We start from the raw sequence: 26125 nt of genomic DNA on the forward strand, positions 1-26125 counted from the left end.
CTCCGGCCGGCCCCGTCGAGCCGGCGACCGAGGGGCCGGGCTGGCGTTCACTCGACGTGGGTTCCCCGTTCGACTACGCCCGGCAGGGCATCCTCTACGTGGCGGCACACCTGCCCCGGCCCAGCGTGTCGGGGCTGCCCGAGGCGGCCGGCGAGGAGCTGCTGGCGCTGGTCGGCGCGCTCGGTGGGCGTACCCTCGGGCTCTTCTCCTCCCGGCGGGCCGCGCAGCAGGCGGCGGAGCTGCTCCGGGCGCGGACCGACCTGCCGGTCCTGCTCCAGGGCGAGGAGTCGCTTCCGTTGCTGGTCCGCCGGTTCAAGGAGGACCGGTCGAGCTGCCTGTTCGGGGTGATGTCGCTCTGGCAGGGGGTGGACGTGCCGGGTGACTCCTGCCAGCTCGTGGTGATCGACCGGTTGCCGTTCCCGCGTCCCGACGAACCGCTCGCGGCGGCCCGGGCGGCGGCGGTGGACGCCGGCGGCGGATCCGGGTTCGCGGCGGTCAGCGTGCCGATCGCCGCGATCCGGCTGGCCCAGGGGGTCGGCCGGCTGATCCGGGCGACCGGCGACCGCGGGGTGGTCGCGGTGCTGGACTCCCGGCTGGAGACGGCCCGCGGCTACGGGCCCTTCCTGCGCCGGTCGCTGCCGCCGTTCTGGTACACCACCCGACCCGAGGTGGCCCGGGGCGCGCTGGAACGCCTCGGCGGCTCCTGACCCCACCCGCCCGCCGTGCCGGCGTCCGCGTGCGTCCGCGGGCCCGGGGGACGGTCGCGGACTCAGCCGCCGTTTCGGCGGAACCGCGCTGTCCGGACCGCCGGACACCCCGACCTCGCCGGAACGACGCGCGGACGTGACGGTCCGGACCGACCCCGGGGCCGGCCGGAAGCGACCGGCCCGGGACGGGTCACGGGGCCTTGGCGGCGACGACCACCGCGTCCGGTGGGGTCTCCGGCACGGTACGGGCGGCGAGCCGGCGTACCGCGGTGTTCAGCACCGCGATCAGCGGCACCGACACCAGCGCCCCGGTGATCCCGGCGAGCACCACCCCGGCGGCGATCCCGATGATCACGGCGAGCGGGTGGATCGCCACCGCCCGGCCCATGATCAGCGGCTGGAGGATGTGCCCCTCGACCTGCTGCACACCGATCACCACGCCGAGGATGATCAACGCGGTGACCGGCCCGCTGTCGACCAGCGCCACCAGCACCGCGACCGCGCCGGACAGGGTCGCCCCGACGATCGGGATGAACGCCCCCAGGAAGACCAGGGCGGCCAGCGGGAAGGCGAACGGGATGTCGAAGATGACGAGGAAGATCCCGATGCCGACCGCGTCGATGAACGCCACCAGCACCGTCGCCCGGACATACGCCACCAGGGTCGACCAGGACGCCTGACCGGCGTCGTCGACCTTCCACCGGGCCCCGACCGGCAGCAACCGGACCAGGAAACGCCAGATCTGCCGCCCGTCCCGCAGGAAGAAGAACGTCGCGAAGAGCACCAGCAGGGTGCCGGTGAGCACCTCGGCCACGGTCGCGGCGGTGGAGAGCGCGCCGCTGGTCAGCCGGTTGGTGTTGTCGTTGACCCACTGCTGGCCCTCGTTGATGTACCGGTCGAGCTGGCCGTCGCTCAGATGCAACGGGCCGTTCTTCAACCAGTCCTGGATCTGCCGGACCCCCTCGGAGGACTTCGCGCTCAGCTCCGGGACACCCTTGATGAACTCGTTCACCACCAGGGTCAGCGTGCCGATGACCGCGGCCAGCCCGGTGACCAGCACCACCGCCGTGGCCAGCGAGCGGGGGAACCGGGCCCGCAGCAGCCACCCCACGGCCGGGGCGAGCAGCGCGGAGAGCAGCATCGCGATGGCCAACGGGATGATCACGATCCGGATCTGGCCGACGATCTTCAGCAGCGCCCAGCCGACCAGCCCGACCACGATCAGCCGCCACGACCAGGCGGCGGCGATCCGCAGCGCGTGCGGCACGTCGGCGTCGTCCCGGCTGACCGTGGACGTGTGCAGGGCGGCCGGGGTCTCCGCGCCGACCACCACCGCCGAGGCGGGAGCCACCGGACCCGGTGCGGCCGGCGAGGCCACCCCCGGCCGGGGTGCGTCCGCCGCGTCGGCCCGGATACGGTCGCGGGCCCGGCCCTCCCGTACCGCCTGCCGACCCGACTCGTACGCGCGGCGGAGCTGTCCGCGTACCCGCTCGAAGCGGCTCAAGCGCACCTCCTGCTGACCAAGTGTCCACATACCGTAACCGGCGGACAGGAACCCGCGCGGACGTCACGGTAGGCCGGTTCCGCCACACAGTGCCCAGGCCGCATGGTCGGTAACCACCGGCGGGCGGGCGGCGCGGACACGGTAGCGTCTCCTCCCGTGACCGCCGACCAGAGTCTCGACGCCGGGCTGCCGATCCGCCTCCTGCACGACCGGGTGCTGGTGCGCATGGAGGGGAGCGAGGGCGAGCGCCGGTCCACCGCCGGCATCGTGATCCCGGCGACCGCCGCCGTGGGCAAGCGGCTGGCCTGGGCGACCGCCGTCGGGGTCGGCCCCAACGTCCGGTCGATCGTCTCCGGCGACCGGGTGCTCTTCGACCCCGACGACCGCTCCGAGGTCGAACTGCACGGCCGGGGCTACGTGCTGCTGCGCGAGCGGGACGTGCACGCCGTCGCCGCCGAACGCGTCGAACCCGACTCCACCGGCCTGTACCTGTAGGTCGGGGGTTCCGCCGTCGGCGGTCCCGGGGCCGTTCGCGCTCCGGGTGCCGTTTGCGCAGGGGAACGACGGGAAGCCAGGCACGTCCACGCCCTGGGGAGGGACGATGCCGATCTTCCTGAAGAAGCTGCTCATCATCCTGAGCGTCGGCTTCCTGATCTACTTCATGGCGTTCCGGCCGCAGGGCGCGGCGGACCTGTTCAAGGCCATCGGGGTCGCCCTGCTGGCCATCGCCGCCGGCCTCGGTGACTTCCTCACCAGCCTGTTCTCCTGACCCACCGGTCGATCCGCCAGTCGGGCCCTCTCCCGGCGACGCCGGTAGTTTGGCAAACTTTGCAACTTTCCCCGGTTTGCCAGTCGCTGGCAAACCGGGGATTTATGGCAAACTTGACTTCGTGGTAGCGCCGGACGGGCAACTCTTGCTTCAGCAAGCCTTCCGGGTCTTTCAGGACCTGGTCGAGAGCGAAGGCGTCCGGGTGACTCGCCAGTCGGCGGTCGCCCCTGACTCCAGCCGGGACGATGTCTGGCGCATCGAGACCTCGCAGCGCTTCTGCGAGCTGGCCGTCCAGGCATACCGCCGCTTCACGCCCCGACATGCTGACCAGGTCGTCAGCGGTGTGTCCCGTTTGATGCGCAGCATGCGCCCTCAACCGATTCTCGTGGTCGCTCCCTGGTTGAGCCCGCAGTCTCGCGAACTGCTCGTCGATCAGGAGATCAACTATCTCGATCTGACCGGGAACGTCTGGTTGCGTCTGCCGAACCCGCTGATCATCGTGCGTACCGAAGGTGCACGGAAGGACCCTGACCCCTCCGAGCGGCCCCCCGTACGTCTGCAGGGCAAGGGGATCAACGCGCTCGTACGTATCCTGGTGGATGTCGCGCCGCCCTACCGAATGGTCGACCTCGCCCGTGCTACCGGCTTGAGCCCCGGGTACGTGTCCCGGACGCTGGAGGCCCTGGACGAAGAACGTCTGATCGACCGGGGCAGGGACCGGGTCGTACACGATGTCGACTGGCAGCGACTGCTGCGCAGAAGAGCCGAGCACTACGGCCTGCTGAAGTCCAACCACACACGCGGTTACCTCGCCCGGACGGGGCTCACCGCGTTCGCCCGCGACCTGGCCGTCACCCGGCCTGGCGACATCGGCCCCGATGCCGACGCCGAGTATCGACGTCTGATCGGGCAGGGCGAAGACCCGGCGCTCGTGACGGGCTCGTTTGCCGTGAGCGACTACGTGCGGGTCGCCGCACCCGCGCAGCTCGTGCTGTACGTCCCTGACGCGGACCAGTTCGCGGATCGCCACGGGCTGATGCCGGTGGACCGGGGGGCGAACGTACTCCTGCTCCGGGCCGCGGACCGATCCCAGCTCGATCGCGTGCGCATGGTGGACGGAGTGTTGCACGTCGGCGTCTCCCAACTGGCATTGGACTGCCTGGCTGGTAATGGCCGTCTGCCCGAGGAGGGCGATGCTCTGCTCGACTGGATGCGAGAAAACGTCGTGGCGTGGCGTAAGGACAAGCTTCCGGAGCGTTAACCTCCCCCGGTGATCGAACGTGAACTGGATCCGCTCTACGTAGCCGCCCGCCGGGTCCTTCTCGATGCCCTGGACGCGCTCGGCACACACCGATCCGCGTTGATCCTGGTCGGTGCTCAGGCCGTGTACCTACGCGCCGGCGATGCCGACCTGGAGACGGTCGCACCGTTCACCACCGATGCCGACTTCGGGATCGATGCCAGCCGTCTCGGTAGCGACCCCGACATCACCGGAGCGATGGTCCGGGCCGGGTTCAGACTGAAGGTGAAGTCCGGCGGCAACGGCGTCGAACCCGGAAGTTGGCTCGCCACAACCCATCTGGGCGGCGACATGGTCTCGGTCGAAGTGGACCTGATGGTGCCGGAAGCCCTGGCCGTCGGTCACGGCAAGCGGGACGCCCGCCTCCCGTACCACGGCAAGAACGCCACCCGCTGGGCACCGGGCCTTGAGGCGACCGTACTCGACAACGACGAGCTGCCGATCGCGAGTCTTGAGCCCGAACGTGACCCCCGGACGGCTGTCATCCGGGTCGCCGGACCCGCCGCCCTGCTGGTTGCCAAAGCCCACAAACTCGGTGAACGTCTCGGTGTCGGCAGCCAGCACCGGATCAGGCCCAAGGACGCGGGCGACGTCTTCCGGATCATGCGGAGTCCGACCCCGCCCACCGTGATCGGTCGCCGACTGAACGAGTTGCGCCGGGACCCCATGTGCGGAGCCAGCGTCCACGCCGGGGTCCGTCATCTCACCGACCTGTTCGGCGCGCCTCGCGCGCCCGGCGTGGACCTCGCCGTGGCCAACCTCGCGGGGGCCGTCGCCGAGGACGAGGTCCGCGTGTTGATGCCGGCATACCTCGATACCGCGTTGGCCACCTACCGGGATTGACCGGCGTCGGCCGGAGTACGACGGGTCAGCGGGGGCCGCCCGGATGCCATGGCGCGCCCGGGTGCGGGCCGTACCAGCCGTACGGGACGGGTGGGGGTGGTGGGGCCAGGACCACCGGGATGGGCACCACCGGCTCCTCCGGGGCCTCGACCGGCCGCTGCTGGCCGTCCGGGAAACGCAGGTGGTAGCGGTCGCCGTCCCAGATCCCGATCGGGGCCTGCGGGTCCCGGCCGACGAAGAACCCCCGGTACGCGCTGATCGTGTCCAGCAGGAAGCGCTCCTCGGCGACGGTCCGCTCCCGGTCGGCGGGCCGGCTGTCCAGACCCCGACGCATGCCGTCCCGGAGCAGGGCCAGCCGGGTGGCCGCGAACTGGTACCCGCGCATCGCCTTGACCGCGCGGTCCCCACCGACCCGGCGGGCCCAACTGCGGGCGGCGTGCCGCCGGCCCAGGCTGCCCAGCGCGGCCACCTCGGGCGGAGTGAGCCAGCCGGCGCGGACGTAGTCCGGCAGGGTGCGTTCGGTGAGCCGACCCTCCCAGGCCCGCAGCCAGATCGCCAGCCCGACCATGCCGAAGAAGATCGGCACCATCACGCCGATGTAGCCGTACAGCGCGACCAGGGGCTGGCCGGTGGCGGCGGCCAGCGACGGCAGCAGGTTCCAGGTGCCGTGCAGCATCATCGCCACCAGCAGGCCGGCGACCGGGGCGAGGAAGCGGACCCGCCGGTCGGCGGTCCGGGCGGAGATGCCCAGCCCGATCCCGGCCATCGAGGTGAACAACGGGTGGGCGAACCCGAACAGCAGGATCCGGACGATGAAGATGGCCAACACCTGCTGTGCGCCGGTCGCCGGGCCGTACTCCTCGACGCCGGTGCGGTAGCCGTAGCCGCCCAGGTAGAGGATGTTCTCGACCATGGCGAAGCCGATCGCGGAGAGCCCGCAGTAGACCAGCCCGTCGGTGATCCCGGACCACTCCCGCCGCCGGAAGATCAGCAGCAGGATCGGGCCGAGGGCCTTGGTCAGCTCCTCGATGAACGGGGCGACCAGCACGGCGGTGAGCGCCTCCGGCAGGTGCCAGGCGGCGAACCGGCCGGCGAAGAACTCGTTCACGGTCAGCGACGCCGCGGTGGAGACGAAGGCACCCCACGCGAAGCAGAAGACCAGGTACTTCAGGGGCTCCGGCTCGTACCGGTCGAGCCACAGGAAACAGGCCACCAGCACCGGGACCGGCAGGATCGCGGCGACCAGGCCGATCAGCAGCGCCTCCGCCCCGAGGCTCTGCCCGAGCGTGAAGATCATGAAGACCGCGCAGCCGGCGATGACCAGGATGGTGCCGGCCAGCACCGCGTACCGCTGCCAGCTCGTCCGGCGGACGGGCATCCGGGTGACGGGCGGCCCCGGGGTGTGCAGGGCGGGGCTCGGCGGCGGCGGAGCAGCGGGGGCTCCGCCGGACGGGGTGTCGGCCATGCGGTCAGCGTAGCCACCCGGGACCCGGCCGGCCCGCCGCATCCGCCAGCTGCCCCGGCCCCCGCCGGGCGGGGCCGGGCCGCATCCGGGACAGCGAGACCGGCAGGACCTGGACGGCGGAGGCCGGCCGCCGCCGAACACCACGTCGTACCGCCGGCCGTCGTGGCGCCCGGCGGCGGGTCTCAGGGCAGGGCCGGTGGGGGTGCCGTCCCGGCCCTGCCCTCGGGCTGCTCGGCGGGCGGGGCGGGCCGCTCGTGTTCCCCGAAGGAGGACCGGACCAGCCGGTTGGCCTCGTCCTGGTCCAGGCCGGAGGCGACCAGCAGGTCGCTGGCGGTGGTACGCACCTGGGCCACCACCACGCTGCCGGAGAACCCCACTCCCCCGGTGTACGTCCGGCCGGCCTCGCTGACCGCGCGCAGGGCGCGTTCCCGGGCGTCCTGCGGTTCCACCCCGGCGGCGAACTCGTGCCGCAGCAACCGCACCGACTCGGCCAGGTGGCCGATCGCGTCGGGCATCGGGTCCGGCACCGGCTCGTCGTCCTCGATCATGGTGACCGCGCGGCGGATCAACGTGCCGCTGTTCCGCATCGCCCGGTCGATCGGGTCGGCCGCCTCGGCGTAGTGGGCCAGCTCGCTGCGTCGGTGCCAGCGGGCCGGGGAGATGGTGATGGTCTCCTTCGCCCCCTCGATGGCCTCGGTGAACGCGGCCAGCTCCTCCTTGTTCTGCCGGAGCCGGTCCAGCGCCCGCTGGCAGCTTTCCCGGTCCCGGGCGCGGATCGCCTCCGCCGCCCGGTCGAGCTGGTCGGCGAGCAGGTCCAGGGCCGGCCGGGCCGCCCGGTTGATCACCCGTAGCGGGTTGAGCGGCAGCAGCACCGCCGTCACCAGCAGGGCGATTCCTCCGCCGACCAGCGCGTCGACGAACCGGGGGATCTCCAGGTTCTTGGTCGACGGACTCAGCGTGGCGATCAGCACGGCGGTCGCCGCCGCCTGGATGACCACCGCGACACTGCCGCCCAGGAAGATCGAGATGACGATGGCGAGTACCACGACCAAGCCCAACTGCCAGGGCCCGGTACCCAGGAAGTAGATCAGCACGTCACCGATCAGCACCCCGATCGCCACCCCGATGATCAGCTCGACGGTGCGGCGGGTCCGTTGACCGACCGAGGCGGCCAGCGTGCCGACCGCCGAGATCGGCGCGAAGACCGGCTCCGGGTTGCGGAGCAGTTCGTGCGAGGCCACCCAGGCCAGCGCGGCGGCCAGGCCCGCCTGCAACGCCAGCACCAGCGCGCCACGTACCCGGTGCATCCGGTCCCGTAGGGTGGCGTGCCCCCGGTGCCGGAGCTGCGCCATCGCCCCGGCGATCCGGGCGGTGTCGACGTCGACCAGGCCCTCGCGCACCTCGGTCCGACGCATCAGCGGGCGGCGTCGGTCACGGGCGAGGGCCATGGGCCGGACTACCCGTCCCGGGCCGGGTGAATCCTGCCCCGGTCGGACCGCCGCATCGGGCAGACTGCACCGGGTGGAGAACCTGGTACGACGGTGGCGGGCGGCGGCCTGCGGGGCGGGTGCGCCGGCCACGGCGGAGCTGACCACGGCCGGCGAGGACCTGCTCGCCCGGTGGCGGGAACCCCACCGGCGCTACCACACCGTCGCGCACCTGACCACGGTGCTGGACGTCGTCGACCGGTACCCGGGCCACGCCGGACGGCCCGACCTCGTTCGGCTCGCCGCCTGGTGGCACGACGCGGTCTACGACCCGCGCGCGGCCGGGGACACCAACGAACGCGACAGCGCCACCCTGGCCGGTACGGTGCTCACCGCCGTGGGGCTGCCGGCCGTCGCGGTGGCCGAGGTCAGCCGGCTGGTCCTGCTCACCGCCGGGCACGCGGTCGCGGCCGACGACCACGACGGCGCGCTGCTCTGCGACGCCGACCTCGCGGTCCTGGCGGCCGACCCGCCACGGTACGACGACTACGCGGCGCGGATCCGGCAGGAGTACGCGCACGTGCCGGAGGCGGAGTTCCGGGCCGGCCGGGCCGGCGTGCTGGCCAAACTGCTCGACCTGCCCGCCCTGTTCCACGTGCCGGAGCTGGCCGGGCGGTGGGAGGCCCCGGCCCGGGCGAACCTGGCCCGGGAACTCGCCGCCCTGCGGCTCGGGGACTGAAACGCCCTGCCGGGGGCCGTGGCCGCCGGGTCGACCGGTCGTTAGCCTCTCCTGCATGTCCACCACCCCGATCGTCGACGAGTTGCGTGCCGCGCTCGGCGAGGCCGCCGTCCTGACCGACCCGGATCTGCTCCGCATGCACCAGCGCGACGAGGCCGACCTGTGCGCGGCCGGCGTGCCGCTGGTGGTGGTCCGTCCGCGCAGCACCGAGCAGGTGGTGGCGGTGGTCCGCGCGGCGGCCCGGCACGGCGTACCGGTGGTGCCGCAGGGGGCCCGGACCGGGCTGGCCGGCGCGGCGAACGCGGTCGACGGCGCGGTGGTGCTCAGCACCTCGGCGATGGACGGGATCCGGGAGATCGACCCGGTCGGCCGGATCGCCGTGGTGCAGCCCGGGGTGGTGAACGCCACCCTGGCCGGGGCGGTCCGCAAGGAGGGCCTCTACTACCCGCCGGACCCGGGCTCGTGGGAGTCGTCCACCATCGGCGGCAACGTCGCCACCAACGCGGGCGGCATGTGCTGCGTCAAGTACGGCGTGACCACCGAGTACGTGCTCGGCCTGGAGGTGGTGCTCGCCTCCGGTGAGGTGCTGCGGACCGGCCGGCGGACCGCCAAGGGCGTCGCCGGGTACGACCTGACCCGGCTCTTCGTCGGCTCGGAGGGGACGCTGGGGATCATCACCGAGGTGACCCTGGCGCTGCGACCCGCCCCGGAGGAGTCGCTGACCCTGGTGGCGGTCTTCGACTCCACCGCCGACGCGGGCACCGCGGTCGCCGGGATCGCCGCCCAGGGGCTCAGCCCCAGCCTGCTGGAACTGCTCGACCGTACCCACCTGGCGGCCATCGAGGCGTACCAGCCGATGGGGTTGCGCACCGACGCGGAGGCGCTGCTGCTCGCGGCGGCCGACACCGGCCCCCGGGCGGCGGCGGACCTGGCCCGGATCGAGGAGGTCTGCACGGCGGCCGGCGCGTCCGAGGTGTACACGGCGACCGACGCGGTGGAGGCTGCGGCGCTGCTCCAGGCCCGCCGGCTGGCCCACCCGGCGATGGAGGCGTTCGCCGCCCGGACCTACCCGCAGGGCAACGGCGGGCTGGTGATCGACGACGTGGCCGTGCCGCGCGGCGCGCTGGCCGCGCTGCTCGACGGGGTGGCCCGGATCGCCGCCGAGTGTGACGTGCCGATCGGCGTGGTCGGGCACGCCGGCGACGGCAACATGCACCCCAACATCGTGGTGGACCGGGCCGACCCGGCCAGCGTGGAGCGGGGCCGCCGGGCCTTCGACGAGATCATGCGGCTCGGCCTGGACCTGGGCGGCACCTGCACCGGCGAACACGGGGTCGGGTTGCTCAAGCGGGAGTGGCTGGCCCGCGAGATCGGCCCGGTCGGGATCCGGGTGCACCAGGCGATCAAGGCGGCCCTCGATCCGGGCGGGCTGCTCAACCCCGGCAAGGTGCTCTGAGCGACCCGACGGGAACGGTCGGCGGGAGAGCCGGGTCAGCGCGGCGCGGGCAGCCGGGCGGGGCCAGGTCAGCCCCCGTCCCGACCGCCGGGCGGGGCCGGGGCAGTGCGACCCGACCGCCGGGTAAGGCCCGGGTCAGCGCGGGGCGGGCAGGCCGCTGGGGTCGCTGTCCGAGCCCCGGTCGGCGGCGAATCCGCGTACGTCGGGCGCGCCGAGCCGGGCCGCGTCGGCGGTGGCGTCGTCCGGCATCAGCTGCGACTGGCGTTCCGCCTCCACCCGGGCCCGGTAGTGCTCCACCTCGCGGGCCCGTACGTCGGCGTTCCAGCCGAGCACCGCGCCCATCAGCTCGGCCGCGTGCTCCGCCGAGTCGAGCCCCCGGTGGCTGGTCTCGAAGGAGATCCGGGCCCGCCGGGTCAGCACGTCCTCCAGGTGCAGCGCCCCCTCCGCCCGGGCCGCGTACGTCACCTCGGCGGCCAGGTACTCGGGCGCGCCGGCCAGCGGGGCGGCCAGCAGCGGATCCGCCGCGATCAGGGCGAGCAGGTCCGTGGTGAGGCTGCCGTACCGCTCCAGCAGGTGCTCCAGCACCCCGACCGGTACGCCGTGCCGGCGGGCCAGGTCGGCCCGGTCCCGCCACATCGCCGCGTACCCGTCCGCGCCCAGCAGCGGCAGGTCGGCGGTCCGCGACGGGCGGGCGTTGCCGAGCCGGCGGGCGGCCCGGTCGACCACGTCGGCGGCCATCACCCGGTACGTCGTGTACTTGCCCCCGGCGACCAGCAGCAGGCCGAGCATCGGCTCGACCACCGCGTGCTCCCGGGACAGCTTCGAGGTGGAGTCGGCCTCACCGGAGAGCAGCGGACGCAGCCCGGCGTATACGCCCTCGATGTCGGCGGTGGTCAACGGCTTGTCCAGCACCCCGTTGACCTGGTGCAGCAGGTAGTCGATGTCCCGGGCGGAGGCGGCCGGGTGGGAGCGGTCCAGCCGCCAGTCGGTGTCGGTGGTACCGATGATCCAGTGCCCGCCCCACGGGATGACGAACAGCACCGAGGTGGGCGTCCGCAGGATCAGACCGGTCTCGCCGGTGATCGCCGAGCGGGGCACCACCAGGTGCACCCCCTTGGAGGCACGGACCCGCAGCCCGGGGCGCAGCCCCACGTCGTTGAGCATCCGCGACAGGTCGTCACTCCACACACCGGTGGCGGCGATCACCGTACGGGCGCGTACCTCGAACTCGGCGTCCGGGGAGCCGGGCACCGCCTCCAGGTCGCGGACCCGGACCCCGGTCACCTCCCGGGCCTGCCGGGTGAGACCGACGGCGCGGGCGCTGGTCACCACGGTCGCGCCGAGGCTGGCCGCGGTGCGGGCCAGGGTGACCACCAGCCGGGCGTCGTCGACCTGCCCGTCGAAGTAGCGGATCGCGCCGGCCAGCCGGTCGGCCCGCAGGCTGGGGAAGACGCGCCGGGCCCCCTCCCGGCTCAGGTGCCGGTGCATCGGCATGCCCCGCCCGCCGCCGAGGAGCCCGGCGAACGCGTCGTACGCGGCCACGCCGGTGCCGTAGTAGGCCCGTCGCCAGATCCGGGCCGGTAGCCCGCGCAGCCCGCCGTCGTCGGGCAGCGGCACCAGGATCGGCACCGGCCGGACCAGGTGCGGGGCGAGCCGGGTGGCGAGCAGTCCCCGCTCGGTGAGCGCCTCGTGGACCAGCCCGAACTCCAGCTGTTCCAGGTAGCGCAGGCCGCCGTGGATCAGTTTGCTGGACCGGCTGGAGGTGCCGGCGGCGAAGTCCCGCGCCTCGACCAGGGCCACCTTCAGGCCCCGGGAGGCGGCGTCCAGGGCGGCCCCCGCCCCGGTCACACCACCCCCGATGATCAGCACGTCGAACCGCTCGGCACGGAGCCGCCGCAGGTCGTCGGCCCGCCGGGCGGGAGAGAGCTGGCTGGCGGTGGCACGGGAGACGTTGGGGTCGCGCACCCGTTCACGGTAGCCGCACCGGCCACCGGTCGGCACACCCCGAACCGGACCGCAGCCGGCCACCCCGCCCTGAACCGCACCGGAACCGCACCGGAGCCGGCCGGCGCGTTCCGGTCCGGAGCCGTACCTGGCCGGCACGCCCGGGGACGGCCCCGTACCTGGGCGGCACGCCCGGGAACGGGGCCGTACCGTACGGTCATGCAGCCCGCTCCCCCGTTCGGACCGCCCGTACCCCCGCCCGCGCCGGCCCCGCCCGGGGCGTTGCCGGTGGTCGCGGCCGTCCTGGTCGGCTGCTGGACCGTCGCGGTGGTACTGCTCCCGCAGGTGGTCGGCTGGCTGGTCGAGCAGGTCATGCTCGCCACCGGGGCGGACCGGCCGGTCTGGCTCTGGCCGGTGGTGTCGCTGCTGACGATCCTCCTGGTCGGGGTGCCCGCCCTGCTGCTCGCCCTGGTACCCCGCTCCGGGTCGGTGCGTACCGCCGGCCGGTGCTGGCTGGCCGGGGCACTGGCGCTGGGCGCGCTCGGGCTGCTGCGGACGATCCCGCCGGTGCACCACGAGGCGTACCTCGCCGCGCTCGCCGTCGTCGCCGCGCTGACCGCCGTCGTCGCCACCCGCCTGCTCGCCCGGGGCCGCCGACTCCCGGCGGCCGAAACCACCGGGCCAGGCCGGTCCGGCGGGCCGGGCGGGACCGTCGAGGTCACCGAGCCGGGTGGTACCGGCGGGACCGGCGGGGTCACCCTGCTCGCGGTCGCCGCCGGTCTGGTCCTGCTGCTGCCCTGGCTGTGGCTGGGGGCACTCGGCGGGCTGCTGGAGACGGTGCTCGCGGTGGCCGCGGCGGCGGCCGTCGGCGCGCTCGCCGGGGCCCTGCTGGACGTCGGGTTCTGGACCTCGTTCGGGGCCGGTCCCGACCGCCGCCCGGCCCGGCTGGTGCTGGTCGGTGGCCTGGTCGCCGGGGTGACCCTGCTCCTGCTCGCCGCCGGCACCGGACACTCCGGTACCTCGCTCGCCCTGCTGCTGACGCTGCCGCCGGTCGGTTTCGTGCTCGCCGCGCTCCAGGCTCCCACCGACCGCACCGGCCGGCCGGCCGGTTCCGCCCCGGTGCGCTGGCTGGTCGGGCTCGCGGTCCTCGGTCCGCTGGCCGGCACCGACCCGGAGGAGGTCAGCCTGCTGCTGACCACCACCCGGGACGTGCCGTACTGGGTGGCGGTGACCGCCGGAGCCGGCCTGGTCGTCGCGCTCGGGCTCGCCGTCGGGTACGGCCTCGTGCTACCCCGCCGCGCGCCCACCCGTACGGTCGCCGCGGTCACCGTCGGGGTCCTGCTGGTCGCCGGTGCCCTGGTGTACGCCGGCCCCGGCAAACCGGGTCTGCACGGCGAACGCCTGCTGGTGGTGTTGCGGGAGCAGGCCGACCTGCGGGACGTCCCTACCGGCACCGGGCCGGCCGGGCGGGACGCCCGGGTCCGCGAGGTCTACCGGCGGCTGGTCGCCACCGCCGACCGCACCCAGGCCGACCTGCGCCGCAGCCTGGACCGGGTCCGGCTGTCGTACACGTCGTACTACCTGGTCAACGCGATCGAGGTGGACGGCGGGCCGGGAATCCGCACCTGGCTGTCCAGCCGTCCCGAGGTGGACCGGGTGCTGGTCAGCCAGCGGCTGCGTCCGTTGCCGGCCCCGGCCGGTACCAGCCGGGGTGACGCCACAGCCCCGACCGGCCCGGAGTGGAACATCCGCATGATCGGCGCGGACCGGGTCTGGTCGGAGCTGGGCGTGGAGGGGGCCGGGATCACCGTGGGCAGCTCGGACTCCGGGGCGGACGCCGGGCATCCGGCCCTGTCCGCCGGTTTCCGGGGCGGCGACGACTCCTGGTACGACCCGTGGGACGCCAGCCGCACGCCACGGGACAAGGGCGGGCACGGTACGCACACCCTGGGCAGCGCGGTCGGCCGGGGCGGCATCGGCGTCGCGCCCGGGGCGACCTGGACGAGCTGCGTGAACCTCGACCGTAACCTCGGCAGCCCGGCCCGCTACCTGGACTGTCTCCAGTTCATGCTGGCCCCGTTCCCGCCCGGCGGTGACCCGTTCACCGACGGCCGGCCGGAACGGGCACCGCAGGTGCTGACCAACTCGTGGGGCTGCCCGATCATCGAGGGCTGCGACCCGGCCGCGCTGCGCCCGGCCGCCACCGCCTTCGAGGCGGCCGGCGTCTTCGTGGTGGCGGCGGCCGGCAACACCGGCCCGTCCTGCGCCTCCATCGACGACCCGCCGGCGATGTACCCGGAGGTGTTCACCGTCGGCGCGGTCGACCGGTCCCGCCGGGTCACCGACTTCTCCAGCCGTGGCCCGGTACCCGGTGGCGGCAAGCCGGACCTGGTGGCTCCCGGCGCGGCGGTCCGCTCGGCGATGCCGGGCGGCGGGTACTCCCTGCTGGACGGCACCTCGATGGCGACGCCGCAGGTGGCCGGGGTGGTGGCGCTGATGTGGTCGGCGAACCCGGCGCTCGTCGGCGACCTGGAGCGCACCCGGCGACTCCTCCGGGACACCGCCACCCCGGTCCAGCTGCCCCGGACCTCCACCGAGGCTGCCCGCCCCTGCGGCGACGAACAGGACGTCGCCGGCGCCGGCCTGGTCGACGCGTACGCCGCCGTCCGGGCGGCGCGCGGGTGAGCTGACCGGCCTAGCGGGGGTCCTGCGGATCGTGGGGGTCCGTCATCCGGTACTCCCAGCCCTCGCGCCAGCCGAAGTCGGCGTCCACCAGGTCCTCCAGCCGGGCCCCGTCGATCCGATGGTCGAGGCCCCACCGGGTGGCGACGTGTCCGATCACCAGGACCCGTTGGCCCGCCCACCGCAGCGACAGGTCGTCGAGAAAGCGCCCGACCCGGTGCACGGCCTGTCGCCAGCTCTCACCACCGGGGTAGGGACGGTCGAGGTACCGGCTGCGCCGGCCGTGCAGTTCGGCGGCCGGCATGCCGTTCCGCTCCCCGTAGTCACACTCCCGCAGCCGCCAGTCGTGCAGCACCGGAATCGTGGTTCCCGCGAAGGCCACGTCGGCCGTCTCCACCGCCCGTCCCAGGTCCGAGACGAACACCGCCACGATGCCGTCGCTCCGCCTGCGCCGACCGAGTTCGGCTGCCAGTGCCCGTCCCCTGGCGGACAACCGACCCGGCAGCCATCCGGTGGCAAGACCTCGCTCGTTGTCCTCGCTCCACGAGTGCGTCTCGAAGACGATCTCAGTCGGCATGAGGCGATGCTACTGACGACAGCTCCCCTGGGCTCGCCACCCGCTCGCGGCCGTCCGGACCGGTTCGCGCCCTCGACGGGCTGCGGGGCTGGGGCCGTTCCGGGGCCGGGAGCCGAACCGGGCTGCCCCGGTCCCGCCCCGGTCGCATCGGAGCCCGGGCAGCGGAAAGGGCGGGCCGCTGACGCGGCCCGCCCTTTCGGCGTGTGTCGGAACCGGACTCAGAAGTCCATGTCCCCGCCACCCGGGCCAGCCGGGGCGGCCGGGGTCTTCTCCGGCTTGTCGGCCACGACAGCCTCGGTGGTGAGGAAGAGCGCCGCGATCGACGAGGCGTTCTGCAGCGCCGACCGGGTCACCTTGGCCGGGTCGATGATGCCGGCGGCCAGCAGGTCCACGTACTCGCCGGTCGCGGCGTTGAGGCCGTGACCCGCGTCGAGGTTGCGGACCCGCTCCACGACGACGCCACCCTCGAGGCCGGCGTTGACGGCGATCTGACGCAGCGGGGCGTCCAGCGCGATCTTGACGATCTGCGCACCGGTCGCCTCGTCGCCGACCAGGTCGAGCTTGTCGAAGGCGGTCTTGCCGGCCTGCACCAGCGCGACGCCACCACCCGGGACGATGCCCTCCTCGACGGCGGCCTTCGCGTTGCGGACGGCGTCCTCGATGCGGTGCTTGCGCTCCTTCAGCTCGACCTCGGTGGCCGCGCCGACCTTGATCACCGCAACACCGCCGGCCAGCTTGGCCAGGCGCTCCTGCAGCTTCTCGCGGTCGTAGTCGGAGTCGCTCTTGTCGATCTCGGCCCGGATCTGGTTCACCCGGCCCTGGATCTGCTCGGCGTCACCGGCACCGTCGACGATGGTGGTCTCGTCCTTGGTCACCACGACCTTGCGGGCCCGGCCCAGCATGTCGACGCCGACGGCGTCCAGCTTGAGGCCGACCTCCTCGCTGATGACCTGGCCACCGGTGAGGATGGCGATGTCGCCCAGCATGGCCTTGCGGCGGTCACCGAAGCCCGGCGCCTTGACGGCGACCGACTTGAAGGTGCCCCGCACCTTGTTGACGACCAGGGTGGCCAGGGCCTCGCCCTCGATGTCCTCGGCGATGATCAGCAGCGGCTTGCCGCCCTGCATGACCTTCTCCAGGATCGGGAGCAGGTCCTTGACCGACGAGATCTTGCTGTTGACGATCAGGATGTACGGGTCGTCGAAGACGGCCTCCATACGCTCCGGGTCGGTCATGAAGTACGCGGAGATGTAGCCCTTGTCGAAGCGCATGCCCTCGGTGAGCTCCAGCTCCAGCCCGAAGGTGTTGCTCTCCTCGACGGTGATGACGCCTTCCTTGCCGACCTTGTCCATCGCCTCGGCGATGATCTCGCCGACGCTGCTGTCACCAGCCGAGATGGAGGCGGTGGAGGCGATCTGCTCCTTGGTCTCCACGTCCTTGGCGAGCTTCGACAGCTCCTCCGAGACGCTGGAGACGGCGGCCTCGATGCCCCGCTTCAGGGCCATCGGGTTGGCACCTGCGGCCACGTTGCGCAGACCCTCGCGGACGAGGGCCTGGGCCAGAACGGTCGCCGTCGTCGTGCCGTCGCCGGCCACGTCGTCGGTCTTCTTGGCGACCTCCTTGACCAGCTCGGCACCGATCTTCTCGTACGGGTCCTCGAGCTCGATCTCCTTGGCGATGCTCACACCATCGTTGGTGATGGTGGGGGCACCCCACTTCTTCTCGAGCACGACGTTACGGCCCTTGGGGCCGAGGGTCACCTTCACGGCGTCGGCGAGCTGGTTCATGCCCCGCTCGAGGCCCCGGCGGGCCTCCTCGTCGAACGCGATCATCTTGGCCATACGGCGTTGTCCTCCTGGACACTCACGGGCCACCCGAGTGTGTGTCCCGGATGGGCCGCCTGGTGTACGCACCTTGGGACGTCGCCACCTGGCGACGACGACGTCCGTCGGCCGGGCCGGATAGCCCGCGACGACCGGCCATGTGCCACGCCGCTCGCGCCGCGTGGCCGTGGCCCTACCGCCCCGACCATTGGCACTCACATCATGCGAGTGCCAATGACTTGTTTAGCACTCTCCCCTGCCGAGTGCAAGCACGATCGCTCTCCGCCCCCCTCTCCCGTCCCCGCCACCTCCACCCGGCGCTGACGGGAGCCGGAGCCGAAGGGGACGACGGGCCGAGTAGCACGGCCACGATCGGCCAAGCAGCGACGGGCCAAGCGGAACGACGAGCCGAGCGGAACGACAGGTAAGCAGCGACGGGCCAGGCAGCACAACCACGGACGGAAAGCGGCCTTCAGTACCAGGCGACCGGCCCGGCCGGGCGCAGAGGAGTGCGCCCCAGAGCCGGGCAAGAGGCTGGGCGAGGCGAGAGACCCGGGCGAGGCAAGAGGCCGGGGCGAGGCGAGAGACCCGGGCGAGGCAAAGACGCCCCGGGCAAGGCAGGAAGCCCAGGGCAAGGCGAGAGGCCCCGGGCGAGGTGAGAGGCGGACGCCGGGAATGGGTGAGAGGTCTCGGGGCCAGGCGACAGGCGACAGGCGACGCCGGACCGGCGGTCCAGTGTCGGGAGATGGCCAGCCAGAGTCCAGGGCACCCGACCCGGACGAGGGTGATCCACCCACGCACCCCAGGGTGCACACCGGGTCCGCCCGCCCGCCACGGCCAACGAGCCCAGAACCGGCAGGCGGACACAGACCAGCAGAGCCGGCTCAGAGCCGTCGGAGCAGACACAGAACCGGCAGGGCAGACGCCGCGCAGCAAACGTGCCGCGCTGGCCCGCTCCCTGCGGCCATCGGAGCAGACACAGAACCGGCAGGGCACAGGCCGTTGGCGGCATCGGCCGATGTCAGGCCCGTAACCCGTCGATCGCGGTTCGCCCGGCTCCGACGGTTCGGATCCGGGCGGACTCCACGTGGGCCGGTCGGGCACGGACGCCTCTGGCGTTCGTCACCGAACGACCCCGTCTGCTTCGGCGCGACGGCGTCGTCACCGCCCCGCCACCCCCGTGGTCGGCGCTCAGGCGATGACGCGCACCCGCTCGGCCTGCGGGCCCTTCTGCCCCTGAGCGATCTCGAACTCGACCCGCTGCCCGTCGTCCAGCGCCTTGTAGCCGTCCATCTCGATCGCGGAGAAGTGGACGAAGACGTCCTGCCCTCCGTCGACGGCGATGAAGCCGTAGCCCTTTTCGGCGTTGAACCACTTGACGGTGCCTTGCGCCACGGTGCACTTCCTCACTTCGCTGGGCGACACGCAACCCCCGACGCCAGCGGGCAGCCGGCATCGGAACAACCGTGTTTCACACCGGCCGGGAGCGGCCGATGTACGGTGACCGAAATCGCACGCTACACGAAGCGTGACCGCAGCGCACGACCCCAAAATGGGGCGTAACGGGCAGCTCTCGACCCGGGAGGGCATCGGCCAGCATCGCTGCGGTAGGCATTCGGACATGACGCAAAATCCGGCCAGGTCAGCCCCGGGCACCGCCACGGTCCGCCGGGTGCGTCCGGCCGACGCCGCCCGGGTCCGGGCACTGCGGCTGGAGATGCTCGCCGACGCGCCACTGGCCTTCCTGGAGACGCTCGCGGACGCCGCGGCCCGTCCGCACGCCGAGTACGCCGCGCGGATCGCGTACACCTCGCGTGGCTCGCACACGGCACAGTTCGTCGCCGAGCCACAGGACCATCCGGGAGACCATGCGGGAGACCACCCGGCAGGCGGCCGGGGAGACCGGCGGGGACACCGACTGGTCGGCCACGCGGGCGGCGTCGCCGCAGCTGACGAGCCGGACGTGACCGTGGTGTTCGCGGTCTACGTCACGCCGACCTGGCGCGGCACCGGGCTGCTGGCGGACCTGGTCGACGGCGTCGGGGCCTGGTCCCGCGCGTGCGGTCGGCCGCAGCTGATGCTGGAGGTGGTGGTCGGCAACGACCGGGCGTACCGGGCGTACCGGCGGCTGGGCTTCACCGACACCGGGATACGTGTCCCGCACCCCACGATCCCGGCGCTGTGGGAACTCCAGATGCGCCGGGCGGCCTGACCGGTCGGGACGCCGGGTGGGGGCCCTTCGCGGACCCGGGAAGGACCCCCACGGTGCCCGGTCAGGCGGGGCGGCGGCTCTGGACGATCCGGAACCGGTTGGCGACGTACGCGCCGTCGGTGAGGGCGGCGTTGGCGGCCGGGTTGGCTCCGCTGCCGTGGAAGTCGGAGTAGGCCGCCGACTGGTTGACGAAGACGCCGCCGGTCAGGTTGGCGGACAGGTGCACACCGGCATCGACGGCCGCCGCCTCGGCCGCGTCCAGCACCGCCTCGTCGGTGGAGTAGACCGCGGCGGTCAGCGCGCCCTTCTGGCCGACCGTGGTACGCAGGATCTCCAGGCTCCGCGCCGTCGACCCGGTGGCGATGACGAAGGAGATCGGCCCGAACCACTCCTTGCCGTAGGTCGCGGTGGCGTCCGCGTCCAGCTTGACGATGGTCGGCGTACGGACCACCGCGTCGGGGTGCGCCGGGTGTTCCAGCGGACGCGACTCCAGTACGACGTCACCGAGCTTGCCGGCCTCGTCCAGCCGGTCCAGCACCCCGTCGTTGACGATCGCGCCGGTCAGCTCGACGGCGCGGGCCGGGTCGGCGGTGAGCTTGCCGACCGCCGCGGCGATGCCCGCCGCGACCTCGTCGAAGCTCTTGTGCCCCTGGTCGGTGTCGATCCCGTCGGCGGGGATGAGGATGTTCTGCGAGGTGGTGCACATCTGGCCGCTGTAGAGGGTCAGCGTGAACCCGAGGTTGCGGCACATGCCGGCGAAGTCGTCGGTGGAGTCGATGACGACCGTGTTCAGCCCGGCCTTCTCGGTGTAGACCGCCGCCTGCCGGGCGTGCCGCTCCAGCCAGTCGCCGTACTCGGTGGAGCCGGTGAAGTCGACGATCTTCACGCCGGGGTGCAGGGCCAGGTCGGAGGCGAGCTTCTCGCCGGGGGTCTCGGCGGCCAGCAGGACCAGGTTCGGGTCGAAACCGGCCTCGGCGAGCACCTCCCGGGCCACCTTGACGGTGATCGCCAGCGGCAGCACCGCACGCGGGTGCGGCTTCACGATCACCGGGTTGCCGGTGACCAGCGAGGCGAACAGCCCGGGGTACGAGTTCCAGGTCGGGAAGGTGTTGCAGCCGATCACCAGGGCGACGCCCCGGGGCACCACGTGGAAGGTCTTGGTCATCCGCAGCGGCTCGCCCTTGCCGACCGGCTTCTCCCACCGGGCCGTCCCCGGGTGCCGGGTCATCTCGGCGTACGCGTACGCGACCGCCTCCAGCGCCCGGTCCAGCGCGTGCGCGCCGCCGGCCTGGAACGCCATCACGAACGCCTGCCCGCTGGTGTACTGCACCGCGTTCGCCAGCTCGAAGATGCGCCGGTGCAGCCGGGCCAGGATCTCCAGGCAGACTCCGGTACGCGCCTGCGGGCCGGCGTCCCGCCAGCCGGGCAGGGCGGCGGAGGCGGCGGCCACCAGTTCGTCGGCGCTGGCGTGCGGGTAGCGCACGTCCAGGGGCACCCCGAACGGGCTCGCCTCGGTGGCGACCCGGTCGCCGGTGCCCGGCTGGTCGAGGGGGAAGTCCGCGCCGAGGTACGCCTCGAAGGCGGCCCGGCCGTCGGCGGCGGCGGTCTCGCCGTACACCCGAGGGCTCGGGGATTCGGGGTAGGCGGACCAGTACCCGCGCTCCGTGATCGCGGTCAGCGCCCGGGCGAGGGTGTCGGCGTGCGTGGCGTACAGGGGATGCGGGGTCTCCGTCATGCCCGCCATCATGCCGCAGCCCCGGACCGGCCGGTAGGAGCCGTTGGTCGGGTGGCCGGGGGCGGTGGTCCGGCGCATCCTTGACCGGTGCGGCGGGAGCGACACGACAGGGGACGGCGACCGACCGGGGAACAGCGGTCGGCAGAGGAACGGCGACCGGCAGAGGAACGGCGACCGGCAGAGGAACGGCGACCGGCGGTGGGCGGTCACGCGACGGGGGACGGCCTGCGGCAGCGGGCGCGGACCACGGCCACCTGGCTCAACGGCACCACGGTGGTGGGCCTGGCGCTGGCGGTGCTGGCCCGGACCACCCGGCGGCGTACGCCGGACGGGTTGATCGTCGCCGGACGGTACCGGTTGCCGGTGCCCCGGCAGCAGTGCTTCACGGTCGGTTCGGTGGTGCTGACCCGCCGGCCGCCCGAGTGGCTGCTGCACCCGGCACGGGCCGACCTGCTCGGACACGAACGGCGGCACGCCGGCCAGTACGCCTGGCTCGGCCCGCTGTTCTGGCCGGCGTACTGGCTGGCCTGCGCCTGGTCGGTCGCGTTGACCGGCGGGTACGGCGGCAGGAACGTGTTCGAGCGGCGGGCCGGCCTGGCCGCCGGCGGATATCCCGAGCCGGCCCTGCGCCCGTGGCTGGCGGCCCTGCGGACCCGCCGGCCCGGCGGCGACCAGCGGGCCGCTGGCAGCCAGCGGGTCGACGGCTGTCACCAGGCCGGCGGTGCCGCGCTGGCGGCGGTGGTCAGAAGTCGAGCTGCCACTCCATCCAGGCGTCGACGGCCCGGAAGCCCATCTGCTCGTTGACCGCGATCATGTAGGAGTTGCTGGCCGCGTTCCAGGTGTCGATCACCCGGAGCTGGGGCTCGTGGGCCAGCGCGTACCGCAGGTTCTCGATCTTGCAGAGCAGGCCGAGCCGGTGGCCCCGGTGCTCGGGGTCGACGATGGTGATCTGCTGGAAGGACTGCCACGGGAGTTCGGTGGGGTGCAGGTCGAGCATCGTCCAGGCGACCACCCGGCCGGTCGCCTCGTGCAGGACGCCGTGGTGGTAGGCGCGTCGCCCCCGGGCCGCCAGGACCCGTTCGGTGCCCCGGATGCGCTCGGCGTCGACCCGGTCCGGCTCCATGGTGAGGTCACCGAGAGGCGCGTCCAGGATGAGCCGGCTGTCGAGGTAGGCGACGTCGTCGAGGTACTCCTCCGGCGTGGTCTCCTGCCAGCAGACCGTGCGGTAACCGGCCGCCCGGTTGCAGGCGTCGGCCACCAGGGCGTCCAGGGCGGCGTGGTCGAGGTTGGCGATCTCCAACCGGCGGCGGACCTCGGGCAGGGCCGGTTTGGCACCGACCGTGGCCGCGAACCCACGGCCGTGGTCCGGCCGGTACACGCCCCCGGGCAGCGGGCCGACGGTCGGCCCGATCAACCGTTTACGGCCCAGCTCACGCAGCGTCCGGATGGCGTACTCGAGCAGCGCCCGGCCGAAACCCCGGCGCCGGTACGCCGGGTGCACCACCAGTTCGACACCGGCGTTGTCCGGATTCTCCAGGTGGGACATCCGTAGTTCCAGGTATCCGACGGGTACACCGTCGAGCGTCGCCAGGGCGGACCGCTGTTCCCGGCCCGGCATCGGGTGTCGGAGCAGGGCCGCGAACTGTACGTGGGTACGCGGCGCGAAGTCGGGTACGTCGACCATGCGGGCGGGTTCGGTCACCTGGAGGGCCGCGTCGATCGCGGCCGGATCGGACGGGTCGAGGGGCGCGATCACGAGGCTCATGCCGACGAGGGTGCGGGACCGACAGCAAACGGGCCAGCGATTTTCATCGCCGGCCCGGGAAGCTTGGTCGGGAGGGACGATCGCACAACGCCTCCGGCGTTGGGTCGTAAGGCTTGAAAAGTCTCCGGCGAACGCCCTCCCGCACGAAGCATCTTGCGCCCGTCCGGTTGCTGCCGTCAAGTCCTCGGCGGGGGGTTTTTCGTACCGTGGGCGAACGGTCGGTTACCCGACGGATCGACCCGATCCCCCGTTCGGGCGAGTCGACACGCCCGACCGGCCAGTCACCCGGACTCCGGCAGGACGATACCGGGTCAGCCGAGCAGACCGGCGTCCCGGGCGGCCCGCAGCGACGGCCGGATCCGGTGGGTCGGCCCGACCTGGCCGGCGACCGCGTCGATGGTCTTGAGCCCCTCGCCGGTGTTGAAGACCACCGTCTCGGCGGCCGGGTCGAGCCGACCGGAGGCGACCAGCTTGCGCAGGACCGCCACGGTCACCCCACCCGCCGTCTCGGCGAACACCCCGGTGGTGCGGGCCAGCAGCCGGATACCGTCACGGATCTCGTCGTCGTCGGCGTACTCCATCCAGCCACCGGTACGGCGTACCGCCTCCAGGGCATAGAGCCCGGCCGCCGGGTCGCCGATGTTCAGCGACTTGGCGATGCCGGTCGGCTTGACCGGGGTGATGGTGTCGGAGTCGGCGTGCAGGGCGGTGGCGATCGGGTTACAGCCGGCCGACTGCGCGCCGAACACCTTCCAGCCGCCGGCCGGGGCCTCGACCAGGCCGATCTCCACCAGCTCGCTGAACGCCTTGTCGACCTTGGTGAGCAGTTCACCGCTGGCCATCGGGATGACCACCTGGGCCGGGATCCGCCAACCGAGCTGCTCGGCGACCTCGTACCCGAGGGTCTTGGAGCCCTCGGCGTAGTAGGGGCGGACGTTGACGTTGACGAAGGCGGTGTCCTCGAACTCGTCGGTCTCGACCAGCTCACCGCAGAGCCGGTTCACGTCGTCGTACGAGCCGTCGATGGCGACCAGCTCGCCGCCGTACACGGCGGTGGTGACCACCTTGCCCTGCTCCAGGTCGCTGGGGATGAAGACCACCGAGGGCACCCCGGCGCGGGCGGCGTGCGCGGCCACCGAGTTGGCGAGGTTGCCGGTCGAGGCGCAGGCGAAGCGGGTGAAGCCGAGCGCACGGGCGGCGGTCAGCGCCACCGACACGACCCGGTCCTTGAACGAGTGGGTCGGGTTGGCGCTGTCGTCCTTGACCCAGAGCGGGGCGGTGATGCCCAGCTCGGCGGCGAGGTTGCCGGCGGCGACCAGCGGGGTCAGTCCCGGGTCGAGGGTGACCCGGGTGGCCGGGTCCTGGCCGGCGGGCAGCAGGGCGGCGTACCGCCAGAGGTTCTGCGGGCCGGCCTCGATCTGCTCGCGGGTGACCCGGGCCAGCGCGGCGGTGTCGTAGTCGACCTCCAGCGGGCCGAAACACTCGTAGCAGGCGTGTTGGGCGGCCAGCGGGTACCGGGCGGAACAGGCGCGACAGACCAGGGCGCGGGCGGGGCTGGTGGTGGTGTCGATGCCGGGGGCGACGGTCGTCGACGTCATGTCGAGGAGTCCTCTCATCTTTCCCCGCATCGCACCGTGCGGCGGGGACGGATTTGGCACCTGCCCCGCTCGGCGCTCAGCTCTGAGCACGCGGGGTGGTTGCCGGGGCGTCGTCGGGCCGTATCCCTCAGCCCCTCTGGATGAGGTATGCAGTTGTACGGCCGAGTCTACGAGCGCGCCCGGCTCCTGCCGAGCCCTCTTCCCACGGTGTGAGCCAGCCCGCACCGTCCGCTCAAAACGATCATGACGTCGCCGGCCTCCGGCGCGCCGCCGATGGCGATAGGGTGCGGCGCATGTCGGCGGTGGTGGTCGGGGCGGCGGCGCTGGGGTGTGCGGTGGCGGGCGCGTTCGTGCCGACGGTCGCGTACCGGTTGGCGGTGCCGTACGGCGAACCGGCACGCCGGGAGTGCACGGAGTGTGGCACCCCGTTGGCACCGGGCCTGCGGGGCTGGACGGCCGGCCCTGACTGCGGGCACCGGACGTCGGTCTCCCGCTGGCTGACCGCCCCGGTGGCCGGGCTGGCCGGTGGACTGCTCGGCGCGGCGCTCGGTCCGGTGGCCGTGCTCCCGCTGTTCCTGGCCCTCGCGGTGCTCGGGGTGCTGCTGGCCGTCGTCGACGTGGCCTGCCACCGGCTGCCCGACCAGGTGGTGCTGCCGGCGCTGGCGGTCACCCCGGCGCTGCTCGCAGTGGTGGCCCTGGTCACCGGCGGGTGGGACGACTGGCTGCGCGGGCTGCTCGGCTGTCTGGCGGTCGGCGTGCTCCTCACCGGCCTGGTGCTGCTGCCCGGTGCCGGTTTCGGTTTCGGGGACGCGAAGGTCGGCGCGCTGCTCGGCTGGTATCTGGGCTGGCTGGGCTGGGACGCGGTGGTGCTGGGCGTGGTGCTGCCCTGGGTGGTGAACGCCCCCGTGCTGCTGGTGCTGCTGGCCGTCCGGCGGGTCGGCTGGCGGTCGAAGGTGCCGTTCGGGCCGGCCCTCCTGGTCGGCGCCCTGCTGGCCGTCCTGGCGGTCGGCGGCTGGCCGACCATCGCGGCCGGCTGAGCCGACCATCGTGACCCGCTGAGCCGACCATCAGCCCTGGTCAGGCCGACCAGCGCGGGCGGCCGGACCGACCATCGGCCCCGGCCGGACCGACCATCCCGGGCGGTTGAGCCGAGCATCGGCGCAGGTCAGGCCGACCATCTTCTTGACCTGGACTGACCGGCCGCGACGCCGATCCGTTCATCACGCCGGGATGAGCCGATGGAAGGTGACCCGCGCCGCCCGAAGCATGTTCACATTCCGTTGCCACCGCCACTGATCCCCTGCATAACCGCAGGTAACAGCTTTGCGCCTGGTTACTCATCGTCACCCCCGCGGGTGTTCTGGGAGAGGAAATCCGTAGTGAACAAGCTCGTGTCGAAACTGCGCCGCCGCGACGACGGCGCGACCGCCGTCGAGTACGGACTGCTCGTCGCGCTGATCGCGGTGGCGATCGCCGCCACCGTCTTCCTGCTCGGCGGTGCCCTGGACGACAAGTTCACCGACGCCAAGGACTGCGTCACCAACCCGTCGGACGCGGCGTGCAGCACCAGCTAGGAACC

At 73.1% G+C, this 26125-nt stretch carries 21 protein-coding genes, 1 pseudogene and 1 riboswitch; of the genes and pseudogenes, 12 read left to right on the forward strand and 10 right to left on the reverse strand.

Annotated elements, in window-relative coordinates; all coding sequences use genetic code 11:
* Positions 1–20 precede the first annotated feature (20 nt).
* Positions 21–707 (forward strand): annotated as a pseudogene (locus tag PVK37_RS31800) (ATP-dependent DNA helicase); the annotation flags it as partial.
* 190 nt (positions 708–897) lie between these two features.
* On the opposite strand, the gene PVK37_RS03750 reads toward PVK37_RS31800, so the two are convergent.
* Positions 898–2241 (reverse strand): AI-2E family transporter, encoded by a 1344-nt coding sequence (locus tag PVK37_RS03750; RefSeq protein WP_275032294.1) that lies wholly within the window; start codon positions 2239–2241, stop codon positions 898–900.
* Positions 2242–2367: 126 nt separating this feature from the next.
* Between PVK37_RS03750 and PVK37_RS03755 the strand changes: the two genes are divergently transcribed.
* From PVK37_RS03755 to PVK37_RS03770, 4 genes are all read left to right on the forward strand, one after another.
* On the forward strand, positions 2368–2706 hold the full coding sequence (locus PVK37_RS03755) for a GroES family chaperonin (RefSeq protein ID WP_275032295.1): 339 nt from the start codon (positions 2368–2370) through the stop codon (positions 2704–2706).
* Between the two features lie 106 nt (positions 2707–2812).
* On the forward strand, positions 2813–2980 hold the full coding sequence (locus tag PVK37_RS03760; RefSeq protein ID WP_275032296.1) for a hypothetical protein: 168 nt from the start codon (positions 2813–2815) through the stop codon (positions 2978–2980).
* 121 nt (positions 2981–3101) lie between these two features.
* Complete coding sequence (locus PVK37_RS03765) at positions 3102–4241, forward strand: hypothetical protein (RefSeq protein ID WP_275032297.1); 1140 nt, start codon at positions 3102–3104, stop codon at positions 4239–4241.
* Between the two features lie 9 nt (positions 4242–4250).
* Positions 4251–5123, forward strand: a complete 873-nt coding sequence (locus PVK37_RS03770) for a hypothetical protein (RefSeq protein ID WP_275032298.1) — start codon at positions 4251–4253, stop codon at positions 5121–5123.
* A 25-nt stretch (positions 5124–5148) separates the two neighbouring features.
* On the opposite strand, the gene PVK37_RS03775 is transcribed toward PVK37_RS03770, so the two are convergent.
* Positions 5149–6630: a PrsW family intramembrane metalloprotease gene (locus tag PVK37_RS03775; protein ID WP_275032299.1), complete on the reverse strand. Its 1482-nt coding sequence runs from the start codon at positions 6628–6630 to the stop codon at positions 5149–5151.
* 140 nt (positions 6631–6770) lie between these two features.
* The gene (locus tag PVK37_RS03780) at positions 6771–8003 is read right to left on the reverse strand and encodes an FUSC family protein (RefSeq protein ID WP_275034941.1); all 1233 of its coding nucleotides are present in this window, start codon (positions 8001–8003) and stop codon (positions 6771–6773) included.
* A 106-nt stretch (positions 8004–8109) separates the two neighbouring features.
* Here PVK37_RS03780 and PVK37_RS03785 point away from each other — a divergent pair, with 106 nt between their 5' ends.
* Positions 8110–8754, forward strand: coding sequence for an HD domain-containing protein (locus PVK37_RS03785; RefSeq protein ID WP_275032300.1), 645 nt, complete (start codon positions 8110–8112; stop codon positions 8752–8754).
* A gap of 55 nt (positions 8755–8809) precedes the next feature.
* A complete protein-coding gene (locus PVK37_RS03790; RefSeq protein ID WP_275032302.1) occupies positions 8810–10210 on the forward strand; it encodes an FAD-binding oxidoreductase in 1401 nt (466 codons plus the stop codon).
* 135 nt (positions 10211–10345) lie between these two features.
* On the opposite strand, the gene PVK37_RS03795 is transcribed toward PVK37_RS03790, so the two are convergent.
* On the reverse strand, positions 10346–12175 hold the full coding sequence (locus tag PVK37_RS03795; RefSeq protein ID WP_275032311.1) for a glycerol-3-phosphate dehydrogenase/oxidase: 1830 nt from the start codon (positions 12173–12175) through the stop codon (positions 10346–10348).
* Between the two features lie 198 nt (positions 12176–12373).
* On the opposite strand from PVK37_RS03795, the gene PVK37_RS03800 reads away from it, so the two are divergent.
* Positions 12374–14839: a S8 family serine peptidase gene (locus PVK37_RS03800; protein WP_275032312.1), complete on the forward strand. Its 2466-nt coding sequence runs from the start codon at positions 12374–12376 to the stop codon at positions 14837–14839.
* Between the two features lie 10 nt (positions 14840–14849).
* Here the strand turns inward: PVK37_RS03800 and PVK37_RS03805 are convergent, their stop codons facing one another.
* From PVK37_RS03805 to PVK37_RS03815, 3 genes are all read right to left on the reverse strand, one after another.
* Complete coding sequence (locus tag PVK37_RS03805; protein ID WP_275032313.1) at positions 14850–15413, reverse strand: histidine phosphatase family protein; 564 nt, start codon at positions 15411–15413, stop codon at positions 14850–14852.
* A gap of 218 nt (positions 15414–15631) precedes the next feature.
* Complete coding sequence (gene groL, locus PVK37_RS03810; protein WP_275032314.1) at positions 15632–17254, reverse strand: chaperonin GroEL; 1623 nt, start codon at positions 17252–17254, stop codon at positions 15632–15634.
* A 1173-nt stretch (positions 17255–18427) separates the two neighbouring features.
* On the reverse strand, positions 18428–18631 hold the full coding sequence (locus PVK37_RS03815) for a cold-shock protein (RefSeq protein ID WP_013288855.1): 204 nt from the start codon (positions 18629–18631) through the stop codon (positions 18428–18430).
* Between the two features lie 226 nt (positions 18632–18857).
* On the opposite strand from PVK37_RS03815, the gene PVK37_RS03820 reads away from it, so the two are divergent.
* On the forward strand, positions 18858–19448 hold the full coding sequence (locus tag PVK37_RS03820) for a GNAT family N-acetyltransferase (RefSeq protein ID WP_275032315.1): 591 nt from the start codon (positions 18858–18860) through the stop codon (positions 19446–19448).
* 61 nt (positions 19449–19509) lie between these two features.
* Here the strand turns inward: PVK37_RS03820 and paaN are convergent, their stop codons facing one another.
* The gene (gene paaN / locus PVK37_RS03825; RefSeq protein WP_275034942.1) at positions 19510–21183 is read right to left on the reverse strand and encodes a phenylacetic acid degradation protein PaaN; all 1674 of its coding nucleotides are present in this window, start codon (positions 21181–21183) and stop codon (positions 19510–19512) included.
* Positions 21184–21381: 198 nt separating this feature from the next.
* Between paaN and PVK37_RS03830 the strand changes: the two genes are divergently transcribed.
* A complete protein-coding gene (locus PVK37_RS03830; RefSeq protein ID WP_275032316.1) occupies positions 21382–21987 on the forward strand; it encodes a hypothetical protein in 606 nt (201 codons plus the stop codon).
* Here the strand turns inward: PVK37_RS03830 and PVK37_RS03835 are convergent.
* Together PVK37_RS03835 and thrC are read right to left on the reverse strand one after the other, a co-directional pair.
* A complete protein-coding gene (locus PVK37_RS03835; protein ID WP_275032317.1) occupies positions 21926–22948 on the reverse strand; it encodes a GNAT family N-acetyltransferase in 1023 nt (340 codons plus the stop codon). The two genes, PVK37_RS03830 and PVK37_RS03835, sit on opposite strands and share 62 nt — an antisense overlap.
* A gap of 311 nt (positions 22949–23259) precedes the next feature.
* Entirely contained in the window at positions 23260–24546 is a 1287-nt protein-coding gene (thrC, locus tag PVK37_RS03840) for a threonine synthase (protein WP_275032319.1), read from the reverse strand.
* A gap of 11 nt (positions 24547–24557) precedes the next feature.
* Positions 24558–24693, reverse strand: a riboswitch (SAM riboswitch).
* 146 nt (positions 24694–24839) lie between these two features.
* Between thrC and PVK37_RS03845 the strand changes: the two genes are divergently transcribed.
* Together PVK37_RS03845 and PVK37_RS03850 are read left to right on the forward strand one after the other, a co-directional pair.
* Positions 24840–25583: an A24 family peptidase gene (locus tag PVK37_RS03845; RefSeq protein ID WP_275032320.1), complete on the forward strand. Its 744-nt coding sequence runs from the start codon at positions 24840–24842 to the stop codon at positions 25581–25583.
* 342 nt (positions 25584–25925) lie between these two features.
* Positions 25926–26120 (forward strand): Flp family type IVb pilin, encoded by a 195-nt coding sequence (locus tag PVK37_RS03850; protein WP_275032321.1) that lies wholly within the window; start codon positions 25926–25928, stop codon positions 26118–26120.
* Positions 26121–26125: the final 5 nt, after the last annotated feature.

The sequence above is a fragment of the Micromonospora cathayae genome, assembly GCF_028993575.1.
Lineage (GTDB): Bacteria > Actinomycetota > Actinomycetes > Mycobacteriales > Micromonosporaceae > Micromonospora > Micromonospora cathayae.

Coding starts and splice junctions, on each gene's coding strand:
- PVK37_RS03845 (WP_275032320.1), top strand. CDS start 24,840: ATGTCGGCGGTGGTGGTCGGGGCGGCGGCGCTGGGGTGTGCGGTGGCG.
- groL (WP_275032314.1), bottom strand. CDS start 17,254: ATGGCCAAGATGATCGCGTTCGACGAGGAGGCCCGCCGGGGCCTCGAG.
- thrC (WP_275032319.1), bottom strand. CDS start 24,546: ATGACGTCGACGACCGTCGCCCCCGGCATCGACACCACCACCAGCCCC.
- PVK37_RS03790 (WP_275032302.1), top strand. CDS start 8,810: ATGTCCACCACCCCGATCGTCGACGAGTTGCGTGCCGCGCTCGGCGAG.
- PVK37_RS03760 (WP_275032296.1), top strand. CDS start 2,813: ATGCCGATCTTCCTGAAGAAGCTGCTCATCATCCTGAGCGTCGGCTTC.
- PVK37_RS03780 (WP_275034941.1), bottom strand. CDS start 8,003: ATGCGTCGGACCGAGGTGCGCGAGGGCCTGGTCGACGTCGACACCGCC.
- PVK37_RS03750 (WP_275032294.1), bottom strand. CDS start 2,241: ATGTGGACACTTGGTCAGCAGGAGGTGCGCTTGAGCCGCTTCGAGCGG.
- paaN (WP_275034942.1), bottom strand. CDS start 21,183: ATGACGGAGACCCCGCATCCCCTGTACGCCACGCACGCCGACACCCTC.
- PVK37_RS03800 (WP_275032312.1), top strand. CDS start 12,374: ATGCAGCCCGCTCCCCCGTTCGGACCGCCCGTACCCCCGCCCGCGCCG.
- PVK37_RS03820 (WP_275032315.1), top strand. CDS start 18,858: ATGACGCAAAATCCGGCCAGGTCAGCCCCGGGCACCGCCACGGTCCGC.
- PVK37_RS03805 (WP_275032313.1), bottom strand. CDS start 15,413: ATGCCGACTGAGATCGTCTTCGAGACGCACTCGTGGAGCGAGGACAAC.
- PVK37_RS03775 (WP_275032299.1), bottom strand. CDS start 6,630: ATGCGGCGGGCCGGCCGGGTCCCGGGTGGCTACGCTGACCGCATGGCC.
- PVK37_RS03835 (WP_275032317.1), bottom strand. CDS start 22,948: ATGAGCCTCGTGATCGCGCCCCTCGACCCGTCCGATCCGGCCGCGATC.